Raw genomic sequence first — 20,095 nt, forward strand, 5'->3', positions numbered from 1 at the left:
AAATATCCCCGCTAAAAAATAGGAATGTTAAGGTTGTACTTGCCCACGCCACATCAGACTTCCGGCATGCTACGGCCATAGTAGATTTCTTGCATTTCTTTATATAACAGGCGGTATTGTTGCTGGTGTGCCAGAGGGACTGTACGACAGCGGCGTTGAGTTAGTGGGAATGCTGCAAGAACCCAAACAGACTTTTATGGCACTGCGCGAGCTGATTAACAGCGATGATGCAGTAGGATCGGTGGCGCGAGGTATCAGGCAAGACTGGCTGGCGCGGATTGACCGCATGGAAGCACACTACCAGCAAGCTGGCACCAGCAGTGCCTATGATTCAGGAAAAGAAGCGGTAAGCTACTGGTAGAATATGGTGGCTATGCCACCGCGGCGGCAAGGCATTCGGCAGCAAGGTATGCCGTGGGAAAATTATGTAGGAACACAGCTTCCGGCTCATTCACGGTTGCCAGCGAATTTTAAGACATTTGATTACTATAATCCTATTAGTCGAACTGCCATCAGCGTAAAAACCTTAGATACGACAACCGCGGCCAGAGTAGCGAATCCAAGGCAAATCTACAGTTCACTGAAAGGGAATATTGACGCGGTGGCTGAGTTTAAGCGCCATAGCCTTCTAGGAAAATTAATTGATTCTTCATTGATTACTCATAGAGAAATCCAGTTAGCTGTACCGGCGAATACCACTACAGCACAATGGCTGGAAATAAACCGGGCTATTAAATATGGGAATAGTCAAAATGTAAACCTTATGGTGACGCAGGTGAAAGGATGAAATTTAATCAAGATCAGGATTATTGGGCTTGCTGCTATTGCAATAATAAATTTTTGCTGATTGAAACGCTGTCTGGGTTGGGTATGGTTGGGTCAGACTCACTCTTCCCGCCTCATTTTTTACCCCCAGATGCAGATGACCACAGTATCGGGGAAGCGGTTTTGACTGCGCTGTCAAACAGCCGGACATTATCGCTTGAAGAGTACTCAAACTTTTTTAATCTTGAAAAGAGCCAGGAGCGATACACTGACTGGGTAGCGATGCTGATGGAGCACTACGGTTGTAAAACCAAAAGAACCTTATTCAAAGGTATGAAAAACTGTTCTATTCATTGCATTAATGGTGAGATTACCATTTCTCCCAGCCGCCATGTAAAACTGGAAGCCTGGGATGGTATAGGAGGTGATGTCACTTTGTCCGCCAATAGCTCCTGTGCTGAAATTGGTGCGGCACTGCGATTGGCTCTTAGTCGTTGCAAAGGGTGATATTGCGCACCCGACTTACCCAGCTACCTTAACCCAAAATCCCGGTAAAAAACCGGGATGCTAAATTTGAAGTTACCCACAGCTCATCACACTTCTGGCACATTCCGGCCATAGTAGATTTCCTGCATTTCTTTATATAACAGGCGGGTAATGCGCTCTCTTTCTTCTGCGCTAAGTTCTTCGGGCTTGGCATTAAACAGATAATGCTTTAAATCGAAATCTTTCAGCATCATCTTGGTATGGAAGATATTTTCTTGGTAAACATTCACATCCATCATGTGATAAAGCGACTTCATATCATCAGACATAAAGTTCTGAATCGAGTTGATTTTGTGATCGATAAAATGTTTCACACCATTGATATCACGGGTAAAACCGCGCACGCGGTAATCCATAGTGACAATATCGGATTCCAATTGGTGGATAAGGTAATTCAGTGCTTTCAGTGGTGAAATAACGCCACAGGTAGAAACTTCAATATCTGCCCGAAAAGTACATAACCCCGCTTCAGGATGGCTTTCCGGATAGGTATGAACACAGATATGGCTTTTGTCCAGATGAGCGACAACTGCATTTGGCAGTGGGCCTGGGTGCTCGGAGGTATCAACATCGCGGGGGTCGACCGGCTCTTCGCTGACCAGAATGGTAACACTGGCCCCTTGAGGGTCGTAATCCTGGCGGGCAATATTCAAAATATTAGCGCCAATGATCGAGCAGGTTTCGCTTAAGATCTCGGTTAAGCGGTTGGCGTTATACTGTTCGTCAATGTAGGCGATATAGCCATCGCGGTCGTCTGCGGTTTTGGCATAACAAATATCGTAAATACAAAAACTCAGGCTTTTGGTCAGGTTGTTGAAGCCATGTAGTTTAAGCTTGGACAATTTAGTTCACCTCCTTACGGATTATCAACGTTTGGCCGTTAAGGCATCCAGCAGATACTGCGGCAAAGCAAAGCTACCGACATGAATGGCTGGGTTATAGTAGCGGCAGGTCAGGCCTGCGGCAGCAAAACGCTGTTGTAATGTAGTGATATCCAATTGACGCAATTGCGGGTTTTGAGTCGCCCAAGCAAAGGTCATGATACCACCGTAATAGGTCGGAATTGCCGCCTGATAAAAGCTGACATCACTGAAATAGTGGCTAAGCTTATTATGGCTATCAACGGCTTCAGCTTGTTGCAGGAAACACACCCCATTTTGGGCTACAAAGATGCCGCCTTCATTCAGGCTACGGGCGCATCCTTGGTAAAAGTCAGAGGTAAACAGACTTTCCCCTGGGCCGATGGGATCGGTACAGTCAGAAATAATAACGTCAAATTTTTCAGTGGTTTGATTGACGAAATTGACACCATCATCAATAACTAATTTGAACCGGGGATCGTCATAGGCTCCCGCGCTATGATTGGGTAAGTACTGGCGACAGAATTCAACAACACCGGCATCAATTTCTACCATAGTGATGTGTTCAATATTCTTGTGGCGACTAACTTCACGCAGCATCGCGCCGTCACCACCACCAATAATCAGCACCTTTTTCGCCTGACCGTGGGCCAGTAAAGGGACGTGCGTCATCATTTCGTGATAAATAAATTCGTCACGTTCGGTGGTTTGTACCACGCCATCCAACGCCATGACTCGGCCCAGCACTGGGTTTTCAAAAATCACCAGATCCTGATGCTCGGTTTTTTCGCGGTACAGTATATTTTCTACTGAAAAATACTGGCCGAAGTTGGCATGTAATGTTTCATACCATAGTTCTTTCTGTGACATGTTCGGGGCTTCTCCTTCGCAGTAACAGCCATGAAAAATGGGGGCAACATAATAGCCAACTCTGCCAGCGGTTGCACGGCAGAATTTCAAGCTGACAGCGTCATTATGAGGTCGGTTAGTTAGCGTAGGCCAATAAACTTAAAGAGTCACGAGCCAGAGACTTGCATTTGGTAGGAACGGGGATGGCAATACCACGCAAATCGCGATAACTCTCTTCACCCAATGCTTTCATATTAAAGCTATTGTAGTTGCGTAGATCCCAGCGATTTTGTTGAGCAAAATAAACAATCGCTCGTTGGATTTCATTATTGGGTAACTCGTTATAACCACAGTCATTTTTCAGATAGACAAATACTGCAGTCAGATCAGCAAGATCTTCTGCTTCAGATTCACTTAATGCAGAACTGGCAGATGAGAATCCGCACAGAGTAAGCAGCAGCATTACTAACGTTGTTCTTTTCATGGTGAAAATAGGCTTATTCATTGTTAAGAGACGTTATCACACTGTGAAGTCTGGGTATATGCGGGATTGATTCACAGTGTGATTGATTGCATCTTGACCTTCCCGCTAGGGGAGGGTTTATGCTCTGGATAAACCTATTTTTGTGCCCTGTCGGCATTTACTTACTGACCATCAGAATGGAGACGACCATGCATCGCCGTGATTTTATCAAATTAACGGCCGCTCTTGGAGCCGCCACCTCACTGCCTTTATGGAGCCGCGCGGCGTTCGCCGCAGATTTTTCCCCCTTACCTATCCCGCCGCTACTCCAGCCGGATGCCAGTGGCATCATTAACCTGAATATCCAAACCGGTACTATGGCCTGGTTACCCACTGCATCCACAGCAACTTGGGGCTATAACGGAAATTTACTGGGGCCAGCTATTCGTCTGCAGCGCGGTAAGCCGGTAACCATCAATTTGACCAATTCCTTACCAGAGGCGACCACGCTGCATTGGCATGGTTTGGAAATTCCCGGTGAAGCCGATGGCGGGCCACAGGCACTTATCCCGCCAGGTGCCAAACGTCAGGTTAAATTTACAGTAGAACAACCCGCGGCCACATGTTGGTTCCATCCACATACGCACGGTAAAACCGGGCATCAGGTGGCGATGGGGCTGGGGGGATTGGTGCTGATTGATGATAGCGACAGTGAGAAATTACCTCTGCCTAAGCAGTGGGGTGTTGATGATATTCCGGTTATTTTGCAAGATAAATTACTGGGTAAAGACGGCCAAATTGACTACCAGCTAGATGTGATGACTGCCGCCGTTGGTTGGTTTGGTGACCGAATGTTTACCAATGGCGCGAGCTACCCACAACAAATTACCCCGCGTGGCTGGGTTCGTCTGCGGTTACTTAATGGGTGTAATGCCCGGTCACTGAATTTGGCACTGAGTGATGGCCGCCCGATGTATGTTATCGGCAGCGACGGCGGGTTACTGGCTGAACCGGTTGCAGTGCAGGAATTGCCTATACTTATGGGCGAGCGTTTTGAAGTGCTGATAGAGACTTCGGATGGTAAAGCTCTTGATCTGGTCACCTTACCGGTGAAACAAATGGGCATGACATTGGCACCATTTGATAAGCCATTGCCGGTATTGCGTATCCAACCATCACTGGCTGCCGGGAGCAAAATATTGCCAGACACCCTTGTGGCGATCCCCGCACTTGCTGATGTCGCCGGTTTGCAAGAACGTTGGTTCCAGCTGATGATGGATCCAAAATTAGATATGCTGGGAATGCAGGCGCTGATGAACCGCTATGGCATGGCAGCTATGGCTGGTATGAATATGGATCACGGTGCTATGCCGGGTATGGACAGTGGTAATATGGCCGGAATGGATCATGGGAATATGAAAGGCATGAGTCATGAGAATATGAAAGGCATGAATCATGGTGCGATGAAAGCAGCGCCCACCTTTGATTTTAGTCATGCCAATACTATCAATGGCAAAGCATTCTCAATGACCGAACCGGCCTTTGATGCCAAACTTGGCCAATACGAAAAATGGACTGTCTCGGGTGAGGGCGACATGATGCTGCATCCATTCCATGTCCACGGTACGCAGTTCCGCATTTTGACCGAAAATGGCCAGCCGCCAGCACCGCACCGCCGTGGTTGGAAAGATACCGTACGAGTGGAAGGGGCGCGCAGTGAAATATTAGTGCGATTTAACCATTTGGCCCCCGCTAGCATGCCTTATATGGCCCACTGCCATCTATTGGAACATGAAGACACGGGCATGATGCTGGGCTTTACCGTCAGCGGGTGAGTCCGTCGCAACATAGCTCAGGCTATGGTAAACTCAGCGGCTTTCTTCCGGCAACCAACGTAAAAAAGCGACATTAATACCTATGAAACATATTGTAGAAGTCATGATTTCCGAGCAGGAAGTCAAAACCCGAATTGCCGAGTTAGGCCAGCAAATCTCCGAACATTACCGCGACAGCGGCAGTGAAATGGTGTTGGTTGGGTTGCTCCGTGGTTCATTTATGTTTATGGCTGACTTATGTCGCGCTATTGATGTTTCCCATGAAGTCGATTTTATGACGGCCTCCAGCTACGGCAATGGCATGAGTACCACCCGTGATGTAAAAATCCTGAAAGATTTGGATGAAGATATCCGTGGTAAAGATGTGCTGATCGTCGAAGATATTATCGATTCTGGTAATACATTAAGTAAAGTTCGTGAAATCCTGCAACTGCGTGGGCCAAAATCATTAGCTATTTGTACGCTATTGGATAAACCCCAGCGCCGTGAAGTACAGGTGCCGGTAGAGTGGGTCGGTTTTGCCATCCCTGATGAGTTTGTTGTGGGTTATGGTATTGATTATGCTCAGCGTTACCGGCATTTACCTTATGTAGGTAAAGTGGTGATGTTGGACGAATAATTGGCCGATGGGCTACTGTGCGTTAGTACTTTGAGCTGATTTAGCGGTGATTTTTATGGGAGAGGGCGCGCTTGAACGTACCCTCCCATAGTGACTTATTTAGTCTTCTGTTGCTTTTGGCTGTAATAACTCGGCCATTGCTTTGCGGTATACCATTTCAAGGCTACCTAAGCTGGTGGCAGAGACTTCTAAATCTCGCAGCAGCCCATCTTCGATACCATATACCCAGCCGTGGATCATGGCTTTTTGCCCGCGCTTCCAGGCCGAACGAACAATGGTAGAATGACCCAAGTTATACACTTGCTCTACCACGTTGATTTGGCACAAAACATTGCTACGATCTTCTGGCGGTAATTCGCCTAGCAGTGAGCTATGTTTGTACCAAAGATCACGGATGTGCAGCAACCAGTTGTCAATCAGCCCCATTTCTTCGCCTTTGATTGCGGCTTCAACACCGCCACAACCCAGGTGACCACAGATAATAATATGCTCGACTTGCAATACATCGATGGCATATTGAACTACCGACAGGCAGTTTAAATCGGTGTGAATCACCAAGTTAGCAACATTACGGTGAACAAATAATTCACCCGCATGCAGGCCGGTAAGTTGTTCGGCGGGGACACGGCTATCTGAACAGCCAATCCACAGAAAACGGGGTTTCTGGGCTTCTGCCAAGTGCTCAAAAAAATCAGGATTGTCTTTACTGATTAAGTTTGACCAAGTCCGATTATTCGCGATGAGCTTCTCTATTTCTTTCATGAATGTAAATAGCCTGTAATGAACGAATTACGATAGGATAATATACGACAAGGATTACGATTTTGAAATCGGAACAGTGAGGTTCCTTTGATTGCGCCATTCTGTCTGCGTAACATTTTCTCGGTGTCTGCTTGGCTCCCTTTTGCCACCCAGAACTTGCCCAATAAGGGTGAGTCAGTAAGCCATGGATGTGCTGTGCCCCCGAGTACTCATTGAATAAGGTTATTTTTTACTTATGATAAATGCACTGGAAATATCGCAGCTGACCAAAACCTATGCGGGTGGCGTTCAGGCATTGCGTGGCATCGATCTGCATGTCGAAGCTGGCGATTTTTATGCTTTGCTCGGGCCGAATGGGGCGGGTAAATCCACCACCATTGGCATTATCAGTTCGTTAGTGAACAAAACATCTGGCAAGGTTAAGGTCTTTGGCTACGACATCGATCAAGATATCGTCAATGCCAAACGCCAGCTCGGATTAGTACCACAGGAATTTAACTTTAACCCGTTTGAGACGGTATTGCAGATTGTAATAACTCAGGCGGGATATTATGGCGTCACACGGCGCGAAGCCCTGCAACGGGCAGAAAAATACCTGAGTCAGTTGGATTTATGGGGCAAACGTAATGAGCGCGCCATCCGTCTATCCGGTGGTATGAAACGCCGCTTAATGATAGCGCGAGCTCTGATGCATGAGCCCAAATTACTGATTCTGGATGAGCCCACCGCAGGGGTTGATATTGAGCTGCGTCGCTCCATGTGGGGGTTCCTGAAAGAGTTGAATGCGCAGGGAACGACCATCATTCTGACCACCCATTATCTGGAAGAGGCAGAAATGCTGTGCCGCAACATTGGTATTATCCAAAATGGTGAATTGGTGGAAAATACCACTATGAAACAGTTGCTTGGCAAGCTTGAATCCGAAACCTTCATTTTCGATTTGGGCATTAAAAGCCCGCTACCAAAGCTGGAAGGGTATAGCTATCGTCTGACGGATACCTCAACGTTGGAAGTTGATGTTAAACGCGAACAGGGCCTGAATGGTTTATTCAGTCAATTGAATGCTCAGGGAATTCAGGTACAAAGTATGCGCAACAAGGCCAATCGCCTGGAAGAGCTATTCGTCACCTTGGTTAATGGTAACGGGGGAGAAAAAGCATGATCCGCTTGTATTGGGTCGCATTACAAAGTATTTGGATCAAAGAAATTACGCGATTTGCCCGTATCTGGATCCAAACTCTGGTGCCACCGGTGATTACCATGTCGCTCTATTTCGTTATTTTCGGCAACCTGATTGGTTCGCGAATTGGCGATATGGGCGGTTTTGACTATATGCAGTTTATTGTTCCCGGCTTGATTATGATGGCGGTTATCACGAACTCATATGCCAATGTCGCGGCTTCATTCTTTGGCGCAAAATTTCAGCGCAGTATTGAAGAACTGTTGGTCGCACCTGTGCCCACACATATTGTGATTATCGGCTTTGTCGGTGGTGGGGTGGCGCGCGGGATTTGTGTCGGTATTTTGGTGACGATTATTTCGCTGTTCTTCGTCCCCCTACATGTCCATTCCTGGTCAATGATTTCACTGACATTAATGCTGACGGCAATTCTGTTTTCCCTTGGCGGGTTATTGAATGCTGTTTTTGCTAAAACATTCGATGATATTAGTCTGGTGCCGACTTTTGTGCTGACACCGCTGACGTATTTGGGCGGGGTATTTTACTCGTTAGCTTTATTGCCCCCATTCTGGCAGGCAGTATCAAAGCTGAACCCTATCGTGTATATGATCAGTGGCTTCCGCTATGGCTTCCTTGGCATTACTGATGTGCCGCTGGTTTACACCATTGGTGTCTTGGTGATATTTATCGCGGTATTTTATGCTTGGGCGTGGTATTTGATTGAGCGCGGTCGCGGCCTGCGCACCTAGTTCTTTTTATGCCTGGCGTTGCGGTGGGGTTTGCTTGCTGTAACGCCAATAACTTTCGTTGTTGGCCTCGGTCGTAAATTATTCGTTAGTTAATTGTTGTTAATACTGGAATTTAATCGTAATAAATAATGTCCCTGCCTAATATCGCCTTTCTCAACTTCAAGCGACTCATGTTATGCTGGCGCACCAGATTTCCCCCTTTTCAATTCAGCGCCGAATGCGCATAAGTAGAACGATAATGTGGCATAAAAACAGAATAGCTATTGGGATGCTACTCGGTATTGTCATGTCGGTAATGCTACCGGCAGCCCATGCAGATCTTCTGCCAGACCAAACGATTCTTACTCCTAAATTGATGGTCGCAGATCGCGATAGTGAAATATATTCACTGGTTGGCGAGGAAGTCATTCCGGTCGGAGAGATTAAAGAAGACCAAATTATTCAGGTATTGCCCGCAGCGGCAGAATACTATGAGTTTAAATTTGGTAACGGCACCGGTTTTATTGATAAAGATGATTTGAAGGATGTCAATAAAGCGAGAAAAAACAATGACATATTGGGCGATTTAAATAAGCCTCTGCCAAATCAAAATATTATCATCAAGAATGAAACTGCGGTTTATTTGGCCGCTGATGTCGACAGTGAACAATTTGCTACCTTGGTAGAGAATTTGCGTTACCCGATTGTCGGCAAGCTGAAAGACCGGCTAGGCAATACCTGGTACCAGGTCAATATTGGCGAACGTTTAGGTTATGTCAGCAGTGAGAGCGCGGAAATAGATAATGGCATTCCTATCCTGACCTATCACCATATATTGAAAAATGAGGAAAATAAGCGTTTCCTGAACACCTCAACCACGACTTCTGATGCTGCTTTTAGTAACCAGATGGCCTATCTGAAGCAGACGGGTTATGACACAATCTCTCTCTATCAGCTTGAAGGTTATCTCAATAATAAGATTAATCTGCCAGCAAAAGTTGTGGTGATAACATTCGATGATGGCCTTAAATCAGTTCATCGCTATGCCTATCCGATTTTAAAAGAAAATGGTTTTCGGGCGACGGCATTTATCATTTCATCGCGTATTAAACATCATCCGCAAAAATGGAATCCTGACTCATTACAGTTTATGAGTATTTCTGAATTGAAGGAGATCCAGGATGTATTTGATATTCAATCTCATACCCACTTTTTACATCGGACAGATAATAAGCGTAACCCAATTTTATTGAGCCGCTCTTATCACAATATTGTTTTTGATTTTGAGCATTCGCGCCGGGCATTATCTCAATTTAATCCGCATGTGGTTTTTGTGTCGTACCCCTTTGGCGGGTTTAACCAAACCGCTATTGATGCGGCAAAAGATGCAGGGTTCCATTTGGCGGTAACTACCATTCGGGGCAAGGTAAAACCGGGTGATAATCCCTATACCCTTAAGCGGCTTTATATTCTGCGCACGGATTCAATTCCGACTATGGCGGAGCGCATTGCCAATGAACCCGGCCAACTACCTGTTCCGGCAGCACCTTTGGTGATGGAGTCTGATTAGCGGCTCAAGAGATAAAAAAGGCGCTTTTAATAAAGCGCCTTTTTATGGTGCCACTTGCCTATAAAGGGGATTACCTGAATCATTGGAGCCATAGCGAATAACCGTATGGCTTCAAGTCCAAGGCTATTAGGCGACCTGAACCGGCACGGCTTTCGCTTTGCGCAACAGCTCATTTTGGCCTTCAAAGTAAGCCACTTTGGGGTGGTGCAGGCGAGCATCAGCATCAGACATCTGGACATAAGAGCAGATTATCAGTTTATCACCGACACAGGCGCAGCGCGCCGCAGCGCCATTCACCGAAATAATTTTGGAGCCACGCTCGGCGGCAATAGCATAAGTTGAAAAACGCTGACCATTATCAACGTTATAAATATCAATGGCTTCGTATTCCAGAATGCCCGCAGCTTCCAGAAAATCCTGGTCAATAGCGCAGGAACCTTCATAGTGCAAATCAGCTTGAGTAACTTTGACCCGATGCAGTTTGCCTTGCAACATAGTGCGTATCATAACTCTTACCTTTGACCCCGGTTATTGCCCAGAAGAAGTCTGGCACCCCATCCCTTCACCAACTGATGTAAGGATAAAGCCAGATTTTTGCTGATTTTATACCCGTTGTCTATGCATATGATTGCGGAGGCTTAACATTTGCTATTTTTCTTAGGAGTTGTGTATCCTCCCCTCTATCCCAAAACTCCTGCTGCGAGAAAGGGGTTACTATGTTATCCGGGCCTGTAACTGTATAGCGACCGGTAACAGTATTAAATACGACTCTTAATATTAGGCTTCCGTTCGGATCGGTAAGTGTTAATTCGGTAAAAACCCCTTTGGGTTCTTTCATAAAACTGCACTCGTAATCAGCGGGCATTAATTTCTTCAGTTCCTCAAAATGACCTTCAGCAATTTTAATAACGTCGTTGGAATTATTTTTATTTGTTGCGTCATAGGGTAGGTGACAGATGCTGTGTAAATGTCCCAGAGCCTCGGCCTTATGACTAGACAAGAAAAAATCCTTAATTTTTTCCCAGATACTCATATAAGGTAGATCCTTGCTCTTTGCCATATTCTCTATTGTTAGCTTACTGATGTGGGTTGAAAACAAAGTGGATACAAGAGGAATCTTCATAAGCAATCTCCTTTTATTTGAAGTTATATTTTATAAAAAAGGCAGATAGCAAGGTTATACGGCTAATACCTTGTTTTGATAGTGATGAGGAGAAAAGAGGGGATTAAAAGGGAATGCAGTGAACATCGCTGGTTTTAGCGATATCCACTGTGATAATAAAATCAGCTTTGTAAATCAATTAGTTGATTATCAATTAGTCGGGCTTTCCCCAACCAGGCAGCCATTAGAATAACGGCTTTTTTGCTCTCGACGGTCAAGGGCTGTAAGGTTTCTGCATCGCGGATAAACAGCTCATCTGGGGTGAAACCGGCCGCTTGTAACTGCTCTGAGGTGACGGCCAGTAAATCATCAATTTGCCGCTCGCCCGAGCTAAGTTTTTCTGCCAAAGCTTGCATTATCTGATGGAGTTGTGGCGCGATTTTTCGCTCTTCGGCGGTCAAATAGCCATTACGCGAGCTCAGTGCCAAACCATCTTTGGCGCGTACAATCGGCACCCCGACAATACTGATGTCATAACCCATATCCGCCACCATTTTGCGGATCAATGCCAACTGCTGATAATCTTTTTCGCCAAAGCAGGCCACATCAGGTTGCACCAGATTGAACAGCTTGCTGACGATGGTCGATACACCACGGAAATGGCCGGGGCGGCTGGCACCTTCTAAAATGGTCGACAGGGCTGGGACATCAACATAGGTTTGATTTTCTAATCCTGTCGGGTAAATATCCACTGCTGCCGGGGCGAAGACCAAATCAACCCCCTGACGGGTTAGCTTCTCACAATCTTCCTGCAAGGTACGCGGGTAGCGGGCTAAATCATCCGGGCGTTCAAATTGCAGCGGATTAACAAAAATACTCACCACCACAATATCGGCATAGGCTTTGGCTTCTTCCACCAGTGTCATATGCCCTTGGTGCAGGTTGCCCATGGTCGGCACCAATGCAACGCGCTTACCTTCTTGACGCCAACGGCGGATTTGCTGGCGCAGCAGCGGCAGAGTTTCAATAATTAACATCCATTTCCCCTGGTATTTTTTAGCAGCAATAAATTACTGGAAAGTATGTTCTGGCGCGGGATAGACGCCGCTCTCAACTTCTTCAATATAAAGCTTAATGGCGGCACGAATATCCCCCGCGCTTTGTGCCAGGAAATTTTTGCTAAATTTAGGTGTATGGCCGCCGGTAATACCTAACGCATCATGCATAACCAGAATTTGTCCGTCAGTAACATTACCTGCGCCAATACCAATCACTGGGATCGTCAAGGCTTCGGTGACTCGTTCAGCCAATTCGACGGGGACACATTCCAGCACTAACAGCTGCACTCCGGCATTTTCTAGCGCCAGTGCATCTTTTAGCAGTTGGTTGGCCGCCACTTCTTCGCGGCCCTGAACTTTGTAACCGCCGAAAATATTGACTGACTGCGGAGTGAGTCCCAAATGCCCACATACCGGCACTGCGCGCTCCGCCAGCATGCGAACGGTATCACATAACCAACTGCCACCTTCCAGTTTGACCATGTTAGCCCCGGCGCGCATCAGCTCTGCTGCGTTAGTGAATGTAAGCTCTGCAGTGGCATAACTCATGAAGGGCATATCTGCCAATAACAGGCTGTGAGGCGCACCACGGCGCACTGCACGGGTATGATAAGCCACATCCGCAACAGTCACTGGCAAGGTAGAATCGAAGCCTTGTAAGGTCATACCGAGTGAATCCCCCACCAACAGAACGTCAATCCCTTGCTCGGCAAATAACTGGGCAAAGCTGGCATCATAGGCGGTGAGTGTGGCGAACTTACGCTTTTCTTGTTTCCATTGGCGTAAGTGACTCATGGTGGTGGCTTTCATCACTCTTTCTCCTGAAATTGTCAGTTTAATAAAACCATTCTACTGTAACCTTAGTCCAACGGCGAGCAATGCCATTTTATTTTGGTAATCATATAGATAGCGGTTTTTTATCTCAGTGGGCAGTTAAAAATATTAAATTGCGGTTGATAACAAAGCGCCATTTTCCCTCCAATCAGCTGTGTCAGCCGTCTGAATAGAATAAAGAATTATCACCAATGGAAAGGGGCGGTTGCATAGAGGGGAGGGCTGGTAAGCATTAATTACCAGAGCACCATGCCATTTTTATCGACTAACTTAAGGCGGGCTGATAACAATTCGCCATCAGGGAAAATAAGATCCGGGGCGATATCGGCCAGCGGATAGAGCATAAACTCACGTTCTTTCAGACCATAGTGCGGCACAATCAGGCGATCGGTTTTTATCACCTGATCGCCATACAGCATAATATCCAGATCCAGTGTCCGTGGCCCCCAGCGATTTTCTTTCCGCACTCGCCCTTGGTTACGTTCAATGGCTTGAGTGTGGTCTAACAATTGCTCTGGAGGGAGCGATGTCTCTAATGCGACCACTGCATTGAGGAAATCCGGCTGATCTTGTGGGCCTAACGGCTTAGTGCGATAAAAAGGCGAACATGCCACTAACCGGGTGCGCGGCAGATGCTCCAGCGCTTCCAGTGCTGCTTTAACCTGTTGCAGTGGCATCGACTGATTACTGCCTAACGCGATGTAGACCCGGATCATGGTATCAATTATGCCCCTTCTTTACGTGAAGCGGGTTTATGCGGGCGGCGAGAACGCGAGCGGCGCGGCGCAGGATCAGCTCCTAACGTATTCAACATATTTTTTTGTTGCAGCGGTGTCGCTTCTTGGAATTCGCCCCACCACTGCGCTAAACGTTGCAGTTCATGGTTATTTTCCACTTCTGAGCGCAGCACCAGTAAGTCGTAAGCCGCCCGGAATTTGGGGTGCTCCATTAACTTATGCGCACGTTTACCCTGACGGCGTGACAACCGCAATTGCAGCAGCCAGATATCTCTCACCAGCGAAGTGATACGCTTTGGAATTGCCAGTGAGCGGCACTCTTCGTCCAGCACATCATTCATGGCCAAGGCGAAAGCATCGTAATATGCCAGGCCACTTTCCTGCGTCAGTTTCTGCGCATGTTCGATAAGCGGATACCAAAGCATAGCGGCAAACAAGAAGGCTGGGTTGACGCGCTTATCATTATGCAAACGATGGTCAGTATTTTTAAGTACCTGAACCAGAATGCGTTCCATTGGCGAATCATGATGCTCGGTAAAATTGCGAGCAATCAGGGGGAATAATGGCTGGAACAGCTGGTATTCACACAACTTTAAATAGGTTTTATAGCCATAACCCGATTGCAGCAGTTTGAGCGACTCTTCAAACAGACGTGCTGGTGGGATCTCGTGCAGCAATGAGGCCAGACGCGGGATAGGCTCTGCAGTTTCCGGGCTGATAGTCATATCCAGTTTTGCAGCAAAACGCACAGCCCGCAGCATCCGCACCGGATCTTCACGGTAGCGGGTTTCGGGATCACCAATCAGGCGGATAATACCTTCTTTCAGATCACGCAAGCCGCCGGTGTAGTCACGCAGTGCAAAATCAGAAATGCCATAGTAAAGGCTGTTGATGGTGAAATCGCGGCGTTGGGCGTCATCTTCGATGGTGCCAAAAATGTTGTCGCGCAGCAGCATGCCATTTTGCGCCTGCTGGGAAGAATTTTTATCGCTGTCTTCGGCAGGTTGTTGTTCATGGTGACCACGGAAAGTCGCAACTTCAATAATTTCTGGGCCAAACATCACATGGGCCAAGCGGAAACGACGGCCCACCAGACGGCAGTTACGGAATAATTTTCGCACTTGCTCTGGTGTGGCGCTGGTTGTGATATCAAAATCTTTCGGCTTTTTGCCCAGCAGCAGGTCACGGACACCGCCACCGACCAGATAGGCTTCATAACCGGACTTATTCAGACGATAGAGCACCTTCAGCGCATTATCGCTGATTTCTCGACGGGAAATATTGTGCTGATCTCGTGGAATTATCGTCATAGAACTCTGTTGTGAAGCCGGCCCCGCTTGATTCTTGCGGCCAGTATTTGTTCTGGCAGGCCTTTTCTCTTTGCGGGCCACGTTATCTTCACCGGGCACTTTATCTTTACGGGCACTGACATCACGAGCCGTGTCATCACAGACAGCTTTGCTATCGCGAGCGGATTTATCATCTCGAATCAGTACCTTACGGCAGAAATTGGCTACTCGGGTAAAAATGGTACACCTCGATAGTGGCAATATTTAACAGAACAACAGAAAAACAGCGGCTAATCATAGCTCACCGTGCTTCCTTTGAGAATGCCGTTGTGTTTTCAGTGGCTGCTATTGCCCCTGATGCGGAATTGCTGCCAATGTCCAATGCTCGACTGCAAAACGTAATAATAACGGCAAATCAAGATCTTGCCAGCACTCTGGCAGGGGTTGATGCAAAAACTTTAGGGCATCGACCAAAATTGGGCGCGGATCACCCTTTGGCAGTGGTGGCGCATGGTTTTGCTTCGATAGCTTATTACCATCATGATTCAGTGCCAGCGGCAAGTGTATATAACCGGGTACTGGTTGCTGTAATTGTCGATAAAGCGCTATTTGGCGCAGAGTTGGCTCAATCAAATCAGCCCCGCGTACAATCTCGGTGACACCTTGGAAAGCATCATCAACCACTACAGCCAAATTATAGGCGAACAGGCCATCTCGCCTACGAATAATAAAATCTTCTTCCGCCAGCGCAGGCTCCGCATGCAGCTCCCCCAGTAATTTATCATAAAAGGCGTAAACTGGCTGGGTCTGTCGTAAACGTATTGCTGCGCCACTGGCGGGCAAATGACGTTCGCGGCAATAGCCGTCGTACAGCCCACCGAGTTGTTGAATGCGGCGGCGCGTACAGGTGCAGTAATAGCTTAACCCTTGTTGTTCTAGCCAGTCCAGAGTGGCGCGGTAGGCGTCATGGCGCTGAGATTGGTAAATAACCGAGCCATCCCAATGCAGGCCATAATGGTCTAGAGTGGGCGGGTCGCGGTGGTGCTTGAACTGCTTTCCCCTGCTCGCCGCGCGTTACAGATAACCGGCGATTTAGCCGCTTTCTGGCAGGGGGCGTATCGCGAGGTACAAAAAGAGATGAAAGGGCGCTATCCCAAGCATATTTGGCCGGATGACCCCGCGCATACGCGCCCGACGCGCAGAACCAAGAAGTATCAAGATTAATAATCTAGGGTTAAGAGCCAATAATTTCAGATGTTTCCCCTTTCTATTCTGTGAATTGGGGAACACATTAAGCCGCAATAATCGCCAAGGTGCGTGGAGAGTAAGACATGTCTGGGGATGACCGCGAGCCAACAGGGCGCAAGGGCAAGAAAGCGCCGCCCAAAGCCACGTCCAAAAGGCCATTGCGCCGGCGGCGTGATGAAGACGATGAATATGAAGCAGACTATTTGAATAATGAAAATCGTTTGGATGACGAAGACCGAGACGATGATGACTATGACGACGAGGAAGAACCGATGCCGAGAAAGGTAGCATCACGTCCCGCCCGCAAAAAACGCCGTTGGCTTGGCTTATTTATCAAACTGTTCCTGGTCGGTGCAGTGATATTAGCTATTTACGGCGTTTATCTTGATTCGCAAATTCGCAGCCGTATTGATGGCAAAGTTTGGCAGCTGCCCGCCGCCGTGTATGGCCGCATGGTTAACCTTGAACCGGGAATGTCTTACAGCAAAAAAGAAATGATCGATTTGCTGGAAGGGATGCAATACCGGCAAGTGACTCGTATGACGCGCCCGGGTGAGTTTACCGTGCAGGGCGATAGCATTGATCTTTTGCGGCGTCCGTTTGATTTTCCTGATGTGAAAGAAGGCCAGATCCGCGCGCGCTTGATCTTTAAAGATGATCGTCTGGCGCAGATCCAAAATCTGGATAATCAGCGCGATTTTGGCTTCCTGCGTCTGGATCCTAAGCTGATTACCATGCTCCAATCCCCTAATGGTGAGCAGCGCCTGTTTGTGCCGCGTGCGGGTTTCCCTGATTTGCTGGTAGATACATTGCTGGCAACAGAAGACCGCCATTTTTATGAGCACGACGGTATTAGCCCGTATTCCATTGGCCGTGCCATGGTCGCTAACCTGACTGCCGGTAAAGCAGTGCAGGGGGGCAGCACCTTGACGCAGCAGTTGGTCAAAAACCTGTTCTTGACCAACGAGCGCTCACTGTGGCGAAAACTTAACGAAGCCTATATGGCTCTGTTGGTGGATTATCGTTATAGCAAAGACCGCATTTTGGAGTTGTATCTAAACGAAGTGTATCTCGGCCAGAGTGGCAGTGATCAGATTCGTGGTTTCCCGTTAGCCAGCTTGTATTACTTTGGCCGTCCAGTAAATGAACTGAGTCTTGATCAGCAAGCCATGCTGGTGGGGATGGTGAAAGGGGCGTCGCTGTATAACCCGTGGCGTAACCCGACACTGGCACTTGAGCGGCGTAATTTGGTGCTGCGGTTGTTGCAGAATCAGGGTGTTATTGACGGCGAACTGTATACCATGCTCAGCGCCCGGCCATTGGGCGTTCAGCCGAAAGGCGGTGTTATCACCCCTCAACCGGCCTTTATGCAGATGGTGCGCCAAGAGCTACAACAAAAGCTGGGTGATAAAATTAACGATTTGTCTGGCGTGAAAATTTTCACCACGCTAGATCCGGTATCGCAAGATGCGGCAGAAAAAGCCATTGAAGACGGTGTTCCAGCCCTAAAAGCGGCTCGCCATCTGGATGATTTGGAAGCCGCGATGGTGATTGTCGACCGCTTCAGTGGCGAAGTTCGGGCTATGGTGGGGGGCGCGCAGCCGCAATTCGCCGGTTTTAACCGCGCCATGCAAGCCCGCCGCCTGGTGGGGTCACTCGCTAAGCCGCCGACCTATCTGGCCGCCTTGAGTGAGCCGGATAAATACCGTCTTAATACTTGGTTATCAGACCAGCCACTGTCAATCAAACTATCGAATGGCACATTATGGCAGCCTAAAAACTATGACCGCCAGTTCCGTGGTCAAGTGATGCTAATGGACGCGTTGGTCAATTCTTTGAATGTGCCGACGGTGAATTTGGGCATGTCAGTTGGATTGGATCAAATCAGTGCGATGCTGCAACGTTTGGGAATCCCGAAAGCGGTAATTCATCCGGTTCCGGCCATGTTATTGGGGGCGATTGATTTGACCCCGGTGGAAGTGGCGCAGGAATACCAGACTATCGCCAGTGGCGGGAACCGCGCACCTTTATCCGCCGTGCGCTCAGTTATTGCTGAAGACGGTACTGTGCTGTATCAGAGCTTCCCACAGGCAGAAAGAATGGTACCGGCGCAAGCTGCTTACCTGACACTGTATGCCATGCAACAAGGGGTTGCCCGTGGAACATCACGTTCACTGTCAGTGAAATTCTCTAAATACAGTCTGGCGGCGAAAACCGGTACCACCAATGACCTGCGTGATAGTTGGTTTGCGGGTATTGATGGCAAAGAAGTGACGATTGCCTGGGTTGGGCGAGACAACAATGGCCCGGCTAAATTGACCGGTGCCAACGGTGCTCTGACCTTGTACCGCCGCTATCTTGAGAACCAAACCCCATTACCATTGGTATTGCAGCCACCGGAAGGGATTAGCCAGATGAACATTGATTCGGCAGGCAATTTTGTCTGCGGTGACGGTGGTGGAATGCGCTCCATTCCTGTCTGGACAGAAAACCCACAAGGGCTGTGTCAGGCCGCTCAACCGGCTGAGCAAGCTAAACCCGAGGGCGACGGTGTCGCGGGTTGGATTAAAGATATGTTCGGCCAATAATATGTATTGGCGGGCCCTGCTTTGTATGGGTGCCCGCCCAATATGTTTTTCTGCTTTGCCTCTTTGCCCCTCATTTCACCACCTTATCCCTTTAAATCAGCTGGCTTAGCGCTTGCAGTTCGCCGCAGGTTACGCATAAACTATTCGCTTTGATAATTATTATCGTTTCGATTCACTTTCTCGTTATTTATCGATAACGTTTGGGTCGCAATAACGACAATATTCAGTAACAACAGCACCGTTAACTTTTAATCGCAGGGCACCATTTTGGACCAACAGGCAAGCCAATCCAGCATATTTACACTCCGCGAGCTGAGTTTTTCGGTTCCTGGCCGAACCTTATTGCAGCCCTTGTCACTGACCTTCCCGCAGGGAAAAGTTTGCGGGCTTATTGGCCATAACGGTTCCGGCAAATCGACACTATTAAAAATGCTGGGCCGCCATCAACCCCCTTCCGGTGGAGAGGTCTTGCTCAATGATGTGCCATTGACCCTGTGGGACAGTAAAGCTTTTGCCCGTGAAGTGGCTTATTTACCCCAACAATTACCGCCAGCCGAAGGAATGACGGTGCGCGAGCTGGTGGCGATTGGTCGGTATCCTTGGCATGGCGCATTGGGCCGATTTCGCCAGCAAGACCGGGAACAAGTAGAAGATGCTATTGCGCTGGTGGATTTAAAGCCGCTTGCCAATCGGCTGGTGGATAGCTTATCCGGTGGCGAGCGCCAGCGCGCTTGGCTGGCGATGATGGTCGCGCAAGACAGCCGTTGCCTGTTGCTCGATGAACCGACTTCAGCACTGGATATCGCTCATCAAGTCGAGGTATTGGGGCTTATTCAGCGCCTGAGTCATGAGCGCGGCCTGACGGTTATTGCTGTATTACACGATATCAATATGGCGGCGCGCTATTGTGACCATTTGGTCGCATTGCGTAGTGGCGAAATGATAGCGCAAGGCCCGGCTGACAGCCTGATGCAATCTGCGGTACTGGAACAAATTTACGGTATTCCAATGGGAATATTACCGCATCCGGCTGGCGGTGCGCCGGTAAGTTTCGTTTATTAA

Annotated in this window: 20 protein-coding genes and 2 pseudogenes; 11 read left to right on the forward strand and 11 right to left on the reverse strand. The window is 48.1% G+C overall.

Annotated features, from left to right (window positions below; all coding sequences use genetic code 11):
• The first annotated feature begins 127 nt into the window (after nucleotides 1-127).
• Genes YROHD0001_RS11600 through YROHD0001_RS11595 form a run of 3 tightly spaced genes read left to right on the forward strand, consistent with a single transcriptional unit; the run spans nucleotide 128 to nucleotide 1,272 of the window.
• The gene (locus YROHD0001_RS11600; protein WP_004714110.1) at nucleotides 128-361 is read left to right on the forward strand and encodes a hypothetical protein; all 234 of its coding nucleotides are present in this window, start codon (nucleotides 128-130) and stop codon (nucleotides 359-361) included.
• Nucleotides 362-364: 3 nt separating this feature from the next.
• Nucleotides 365-787, forward strand: a complete 423-nt coding sequence (locus tag YROHD0001_RS0117630; RefSeq protein WP_081452042.1) for an endonuclease toxin domain-containing protein — start codon at nucleotides 365-367, stop codon at nucleotides 785-787.
• A complete protein-coding gene (locus YROHD0001_RS11595) occupies nucleotides 784-1,272 on the forward strand; it encodes a contact-dependent growth inhibition system immunity protein (RefSeq protein WP_004714111.1) in 489 nt (162 codons plus the stop codon). The genes YROHD0001_RS0117630 and YROHD0001_RS11595 overlap by 4 nt, the downstream gene beginning before the upstream one ends.
• An 86-nt stretch (nucleotides 1,273-1,358) precedes the next feature.
• Here YROHD0001_RS11595 and speD read toward each other — a convergent pair whose 3' ends face one another.
• From speD to YROHD0001_RS11580, 3 genes are all read right to left on the reverse strand, one after another.
• A complete protein-coding gene (speD, locus tag YROHD0001_RS11590) occupies nucleotides 1,359-2,153 on the reverse strand; it encodes an adenosylmethionine decarboxylase (RefSeq protein WP_004714112.1) in 795 nt (264 codons plus the stop codon).
• Nucleotides 2,154-2,177: 24 nt separating this feature from the next.
• Nucleotides 2,178-3,041: a polyamine aminopropyltransferase gene (gene speE, locus YROHD0001_RS11585; RefSeq protein WP_004714113.1), complete on the reverse strand. Its 864-nt coding sequence runs from the start codon at nucleotides 3,039-3,041 to the stop codon at nucleotides 2,178-2,180.
• A 115-nt stretch (nucleotides 3,042-3,156) separates the two neighbouring features.
• Complete coding sequence (locus YROHD0001_RS11580; RefSeq protein ID WP_032816570.1) at nucleotides 3,157-3,504, reverse strand: YacC family pilotin-like protein; 348 nt, start codon at nucleotides 3,502-3,504, stop codon at nucleotides 3,157-3,159.
• Between the two features lie 188 nt (nucleotides 3,505-3,692).
• Here YROHD0001_RS11580 and cueO point away from each other — a divergent pair, with 188 nt between their 5' ends.
• Both cueO and hpt read left to right on the forward strand, forming a co-directional pair.
• Nucleotides 3,693-5,318, forward strand: coding sequence for a multicopper oxidase CueO (cueO, locus tag YROHD0001_RS11575; protein WP_032816515.1), 1,626 nt, complete (start codon nucleotides 3,693-3,695; stop codon nucleotides 5,316-5,318).
• An 82-nt stretch (nucleotides 5,319-5,400) separates the two neighbouring features.
• Nucleotides 5,401-5,937, forward strand: coding sequence for a hypoxanthine phosphoribosyltransferase (gene hpt / locus YROHD0001_RS11570; RefSeq protein WP_004714116.1), 537 nt, complete (start codon nucleotides 5,401-5,403; stop codon nucleotides 5,935-5,937).
• 99 nt (nucleotides 5,938-6,036) lie between these two features.
• Here hpt and can read toward each other — a convergent pair whose 3' ends face one another.
• On the reverse strand, nucleotides 6,037-6,699 hold the full coding sequence (gene can, locus YROHD0001_RS11565; RefSeq protein ID WP_004714117.1) for a carbonate dehydratase: 663 nt from the start codon (nucleotides 6,697-6,699) through the stop codon (nucleotides 6,037-6,039).
• A 235-nt stretch (nucleotides 6,700-6,934) separates the two neighbouring features.
• On the opposite strand from can, the gene YROHD0001_RS11560 reads away from it, so the two are divergent.
• The 3 genes from YROHD0001_RS11560 (at nucleotide 6,935) to YROHD0001_RS11550 (ending at nucleotide 10,177) form a co-directional block, all read left to right on the forward strand.
• Nucleotides 6,935-7,861 (forward strand): ABC transporter ATP-binding protein, encoded by a 927-nt coding sequence (locus tag YROHD0001_RS11560; RefSeq protein WP_004714118.1) that lies wholly within the window; start codon nucleotides 6,935-6,937, stop codon nucleotides 7,859-7,861.
• Complete coding sequence (locus YROHD0001_RS11555; RefSeq protein ID WP_032816516.1) at nucleotides 7,858-8,628, forward strand: ABC transporter permease; 771 nt, start codon at nucleotides 7,858-7,860, stop codon at nucleotides 8,626-8,628. The genes YROHD0001_RS11560 and YROHD0001_RS11555 overlap by 4 nt, the downstream gene beginning before the upstream one ends.
• A 238-nt stretch (nucleotides 8,629-8,866) precedes the next feature.
• The gene (locus YROHD0001_RS11550; RefSeq protein WP_004714121.1) at nucleotides 8,867-10,177 is read left to right on the forward strand and encodes a polysaccharide deacetylase family protein; all 1,311 of its coding nucleotides are present in this window, start codon (nucleotides 8,867-8,869) and stop codon (nucleotides 10,175-10,177) included.
• 126 nt (nucleotides 10,178-10,303) lie between these two features.
• Here YROHD0001_RS11550 and panD read toward each other — a convergent pair whose 3' ends face one another.
• The 7 genes and pseudogenes from panD to gluQRS form a co-directional block, all read right to left on the reverse strand.
• Complete coding sequence (panD, locus tag YROHD0001_RS11545; protein ID WP_032816517.1) at nucleotides 10,304-10,684, reverse strand: aspartate 1-decarboxylase; 381 nt, start codon at nucleotides 10,682-10,684, stop codon at nucleotides 10,304-10,306.
• Between the two features lie 109 nt (nucleotides 10,685-10,793).
• The gene (locus tag YROHD0001_RS0117635; protein WP_032816519.1) at nucleotides 10,794-11,300 is read right to left on the reverse strand and encodes a hypothetical protein; all 507 of its coding nucleotides are present in this window, start codon (nucleotides 11,298-11,300) and stop codon (nucleotides 10,794-10,796) included.
• Between the two features lie 161 nt (nucleotides 11,301-11,461).
• The gene (gene panC, locus YROHD0001_RS11540; RefSeq protein WP_004714123.1) at nucleotides 11,462-12,316 is read right to left on the reverse strand and encodes a pantoate--beta-alanine ligase; all 855 of its coding nucleotides are present in this window, start codon (nucleotides 12,314-12,316) and stop codon (nucleotides 11,462-11,464) included.
• Nucleotides 12,317-12,349: 33 nt separating this feature from the next.
• Nucleotides 12,350-13,147 (reverse strand): 3-methyl-2-oxobutanoate hydroxymethyltransferase, encoded by a 798-nt coding sequence (gene panB / locus YROHD0001_RS11535; protein WP_004714124.1) that lies wholly within the window; start codon nucleotides 13,145-13,147, stop codon nucleotides 12,350-12,352.
• Between the two features lie 260 nt (nucleotides 13,148-13,407).
• Nucleotides 13,408-13,887: a 2-amino-4-hydroxy-6-hydroxymethyldihydropteridine diphosphokinase gene (folK, locus tag YROHD0001_RS11530; RefSeq protein ID WP_004714126.1), complete on the reverse strand. Its 480-nt coding sequence runs from the start codon at nucleotides 13,885-13,887 to the stop codon at nucleotides 13,408-13,410.
• 8 nt (nucleotides 13,888-13,895) lie between these two features.
• Nucleotides 13,896-15,437 (reverse strand): polynucleotide adenylyltransferase PcnB, encoded by a 1,542-nt coding sequence (gene pcnB, locus YROHD0001_RS11525; protein ID WP_071817870.1) that lies wholly within the window; start codon nucleotides 15,435-15,437, stop codon nucleotides 13,896-13,898.
• Between the two features lie 105 nt (nucleotides 15,438-15,542).
• Nucleotides 15,543-16,220: pseudogene (gene gluQRS / locus YROHD0001_RS0117640) on the reverse strand (tRNA glutamyl-Q(34) synthetase GluQRS); the annotation flags it as partial.
• On the opposite strand from gluQRS, the pseudogene YROHD0001_RS11520 reads away from it, so the two are divergent.
• From YROHD0001_RS11520 to fhuC, 3 genes and pseudogenes are all read left to right on the forward strand, one after another.
• Nucleotides 16,221-16,421, forward strand: a pseudogene (locus YROHD0001_RS11520) (ATP-dependent helicase C-terminal domain-containing protein); the annotation flags it as partial. It abuts the pseudogene before it with no gap.
• Nucleotides 16,422-16,528: 107 nt separating this feature from the next.
• Nucleotides 16,529-19,033: a bifunctional glycosyl transferase/transpeptidase gene (mrcB, locus tag YROHD0001_RS11515; protein WP_004714130.1), complete on the forward strand. Its 2,505-nt coding sequence runs from the start codon at nucleotides 16,529-16,531 to the stop codon at nucleotides 19,031-19,033.
• Between the two features lie 267 nt (nucleotides 19,034-19,300).
• Nucleotides 19,301-20,095 (forward strand): Fe3+-hydroxamate ABC transporter ATP-binding protein FhuC, encoded by a 795-nt coding sequence (fhuC, locus tag YROHD0001_RS11510; RefSeq protein ID WP_004714131.1) that lies wholly within the window; start codon nucleotides 19,301-19,303, stop codon nucleotides 20,093-20,095.

It is taken from the genome of Yersinia rohdei ATCC 43380 (assembly GCF_000173775.1).
Classification (GTDB): domain Bacteria; phylum Pseudomonadota; class Gammaproteobacteria; order Enterobacterales; family Enterobacteriaceae; genus Yersinia; species Yersinia rohdei.

Excerpts from the sequence above, each read along its gene's own strand:
- speE (WP_004714113.1), bottom strand. The coding sequence starts at position 3,041 with ATGTCACAGAAAGAACTATGGTATGAAACATTACATGCCAACTTCGGC.
- panC (WP_004714123.1), bottom strand. The coding sequence starts at position 12,316 with ATGTTAATTATTGAAACTCTGCCGCTGCTGCGCCAGCAAATCCGCCGT.
- YROHD0001_RS11595 (WP_004714111.1), top strand. The coding sequence starts at position 784 with ATGAAATTTAATCAAGATCAGGATTATTGGGCTTGCTGCTATTGCAAT.
- YROHD0001_RS11555 (WP_032816516.1), top strand. The coding sequence starts at position 7,858 with ATGATCCGCTTGTATTGGGTCGCATTACAAAGTATTTGGATCAAAGAA.
- cueO (WP_032816515.1), top strand. The coding sequence starts at position 3,693 with ATGCATCGCCGTGATTTTATCAAATTAACGGCCGCTCTTGGAGCCGCC.
- can (WP_004714117.1), bottom strand. The coding sequence starts at position 6,699 with ATGAAAGAAATAGAGAAGCTCATCGCGAATAATCGGACTTGGTCAAAC.
- YROHD0001_RS0117630 (WP_081452042.1), top strand. The coding sequence starts at position 365 with ATGGTGGCTATGCCACCGCGGCGGCAAGGCATTCGGCAGCAAGGTATG.
- mrcB (WP_004714130.1), top strand. The coding sequence starts at position 16,529 with ATGTCTGGGGATGACCGCGAGCCAACAGGGCGCAAGGGCAAGAAAGCG.
- panD (WP_032816517.1), bottom strand. The coding sequence starts at position 10,684 with ATGATACGCACTATGTTGCAAGGCAAACTGCATCGGGTCAAAGTTACT.
- panB (WP_004714124.1), bottom strand. The coding sequence starts at position 13,147 with ATGAAAGCCACCACCATGAGTCACTTACGCCAATGGAAACAAGAAAAG.
- YROHD0001_RS11560 (WP_004714118.1), top strand. The coding sequence starts at position 6,935 with ATGATAAATGCACTGGAAATATCGCAGCTGACCAAAACCTATGCGGGT.
- hpt (WP_004714116.1), top strand. The coding sequence starts at position 5,401 with ATGAAACATATTGTAGAAGTCATGATTTCCGAGCAGGAAGTCAAAACC.
- YROHD0001_RS11580 (WP_032816570.1), bottom strand. The coding sequence starts at position 3,504 with ATGAAAAGAACAACGTTAGTAATGCTGCTGCTTACTCTGTGCGGATTC.
- YROHD0001_RS11550 (WP_004714121.1), top strand. The coding sequence starts at position 8,867 with ATGTGGCATAAAAACAGAATAGCTATTGGGATGCTACTCGGTATTGTC.
- folK (WP_004714126.1), bottom strand. The coding sequence starts at position 13,887 with ATGATCCGGGTCTACATCGCGTTAGGCAGTAATCAGTCGATGCCACTG.
- YROHD0001_RS0117635 (WP_032816519.1), bottom strand. The coding sequence starts at position 11,300 with ATGAAGATTCCTCTTGTATCCACTTTGTTTTCAACCCACATCAGTAAG.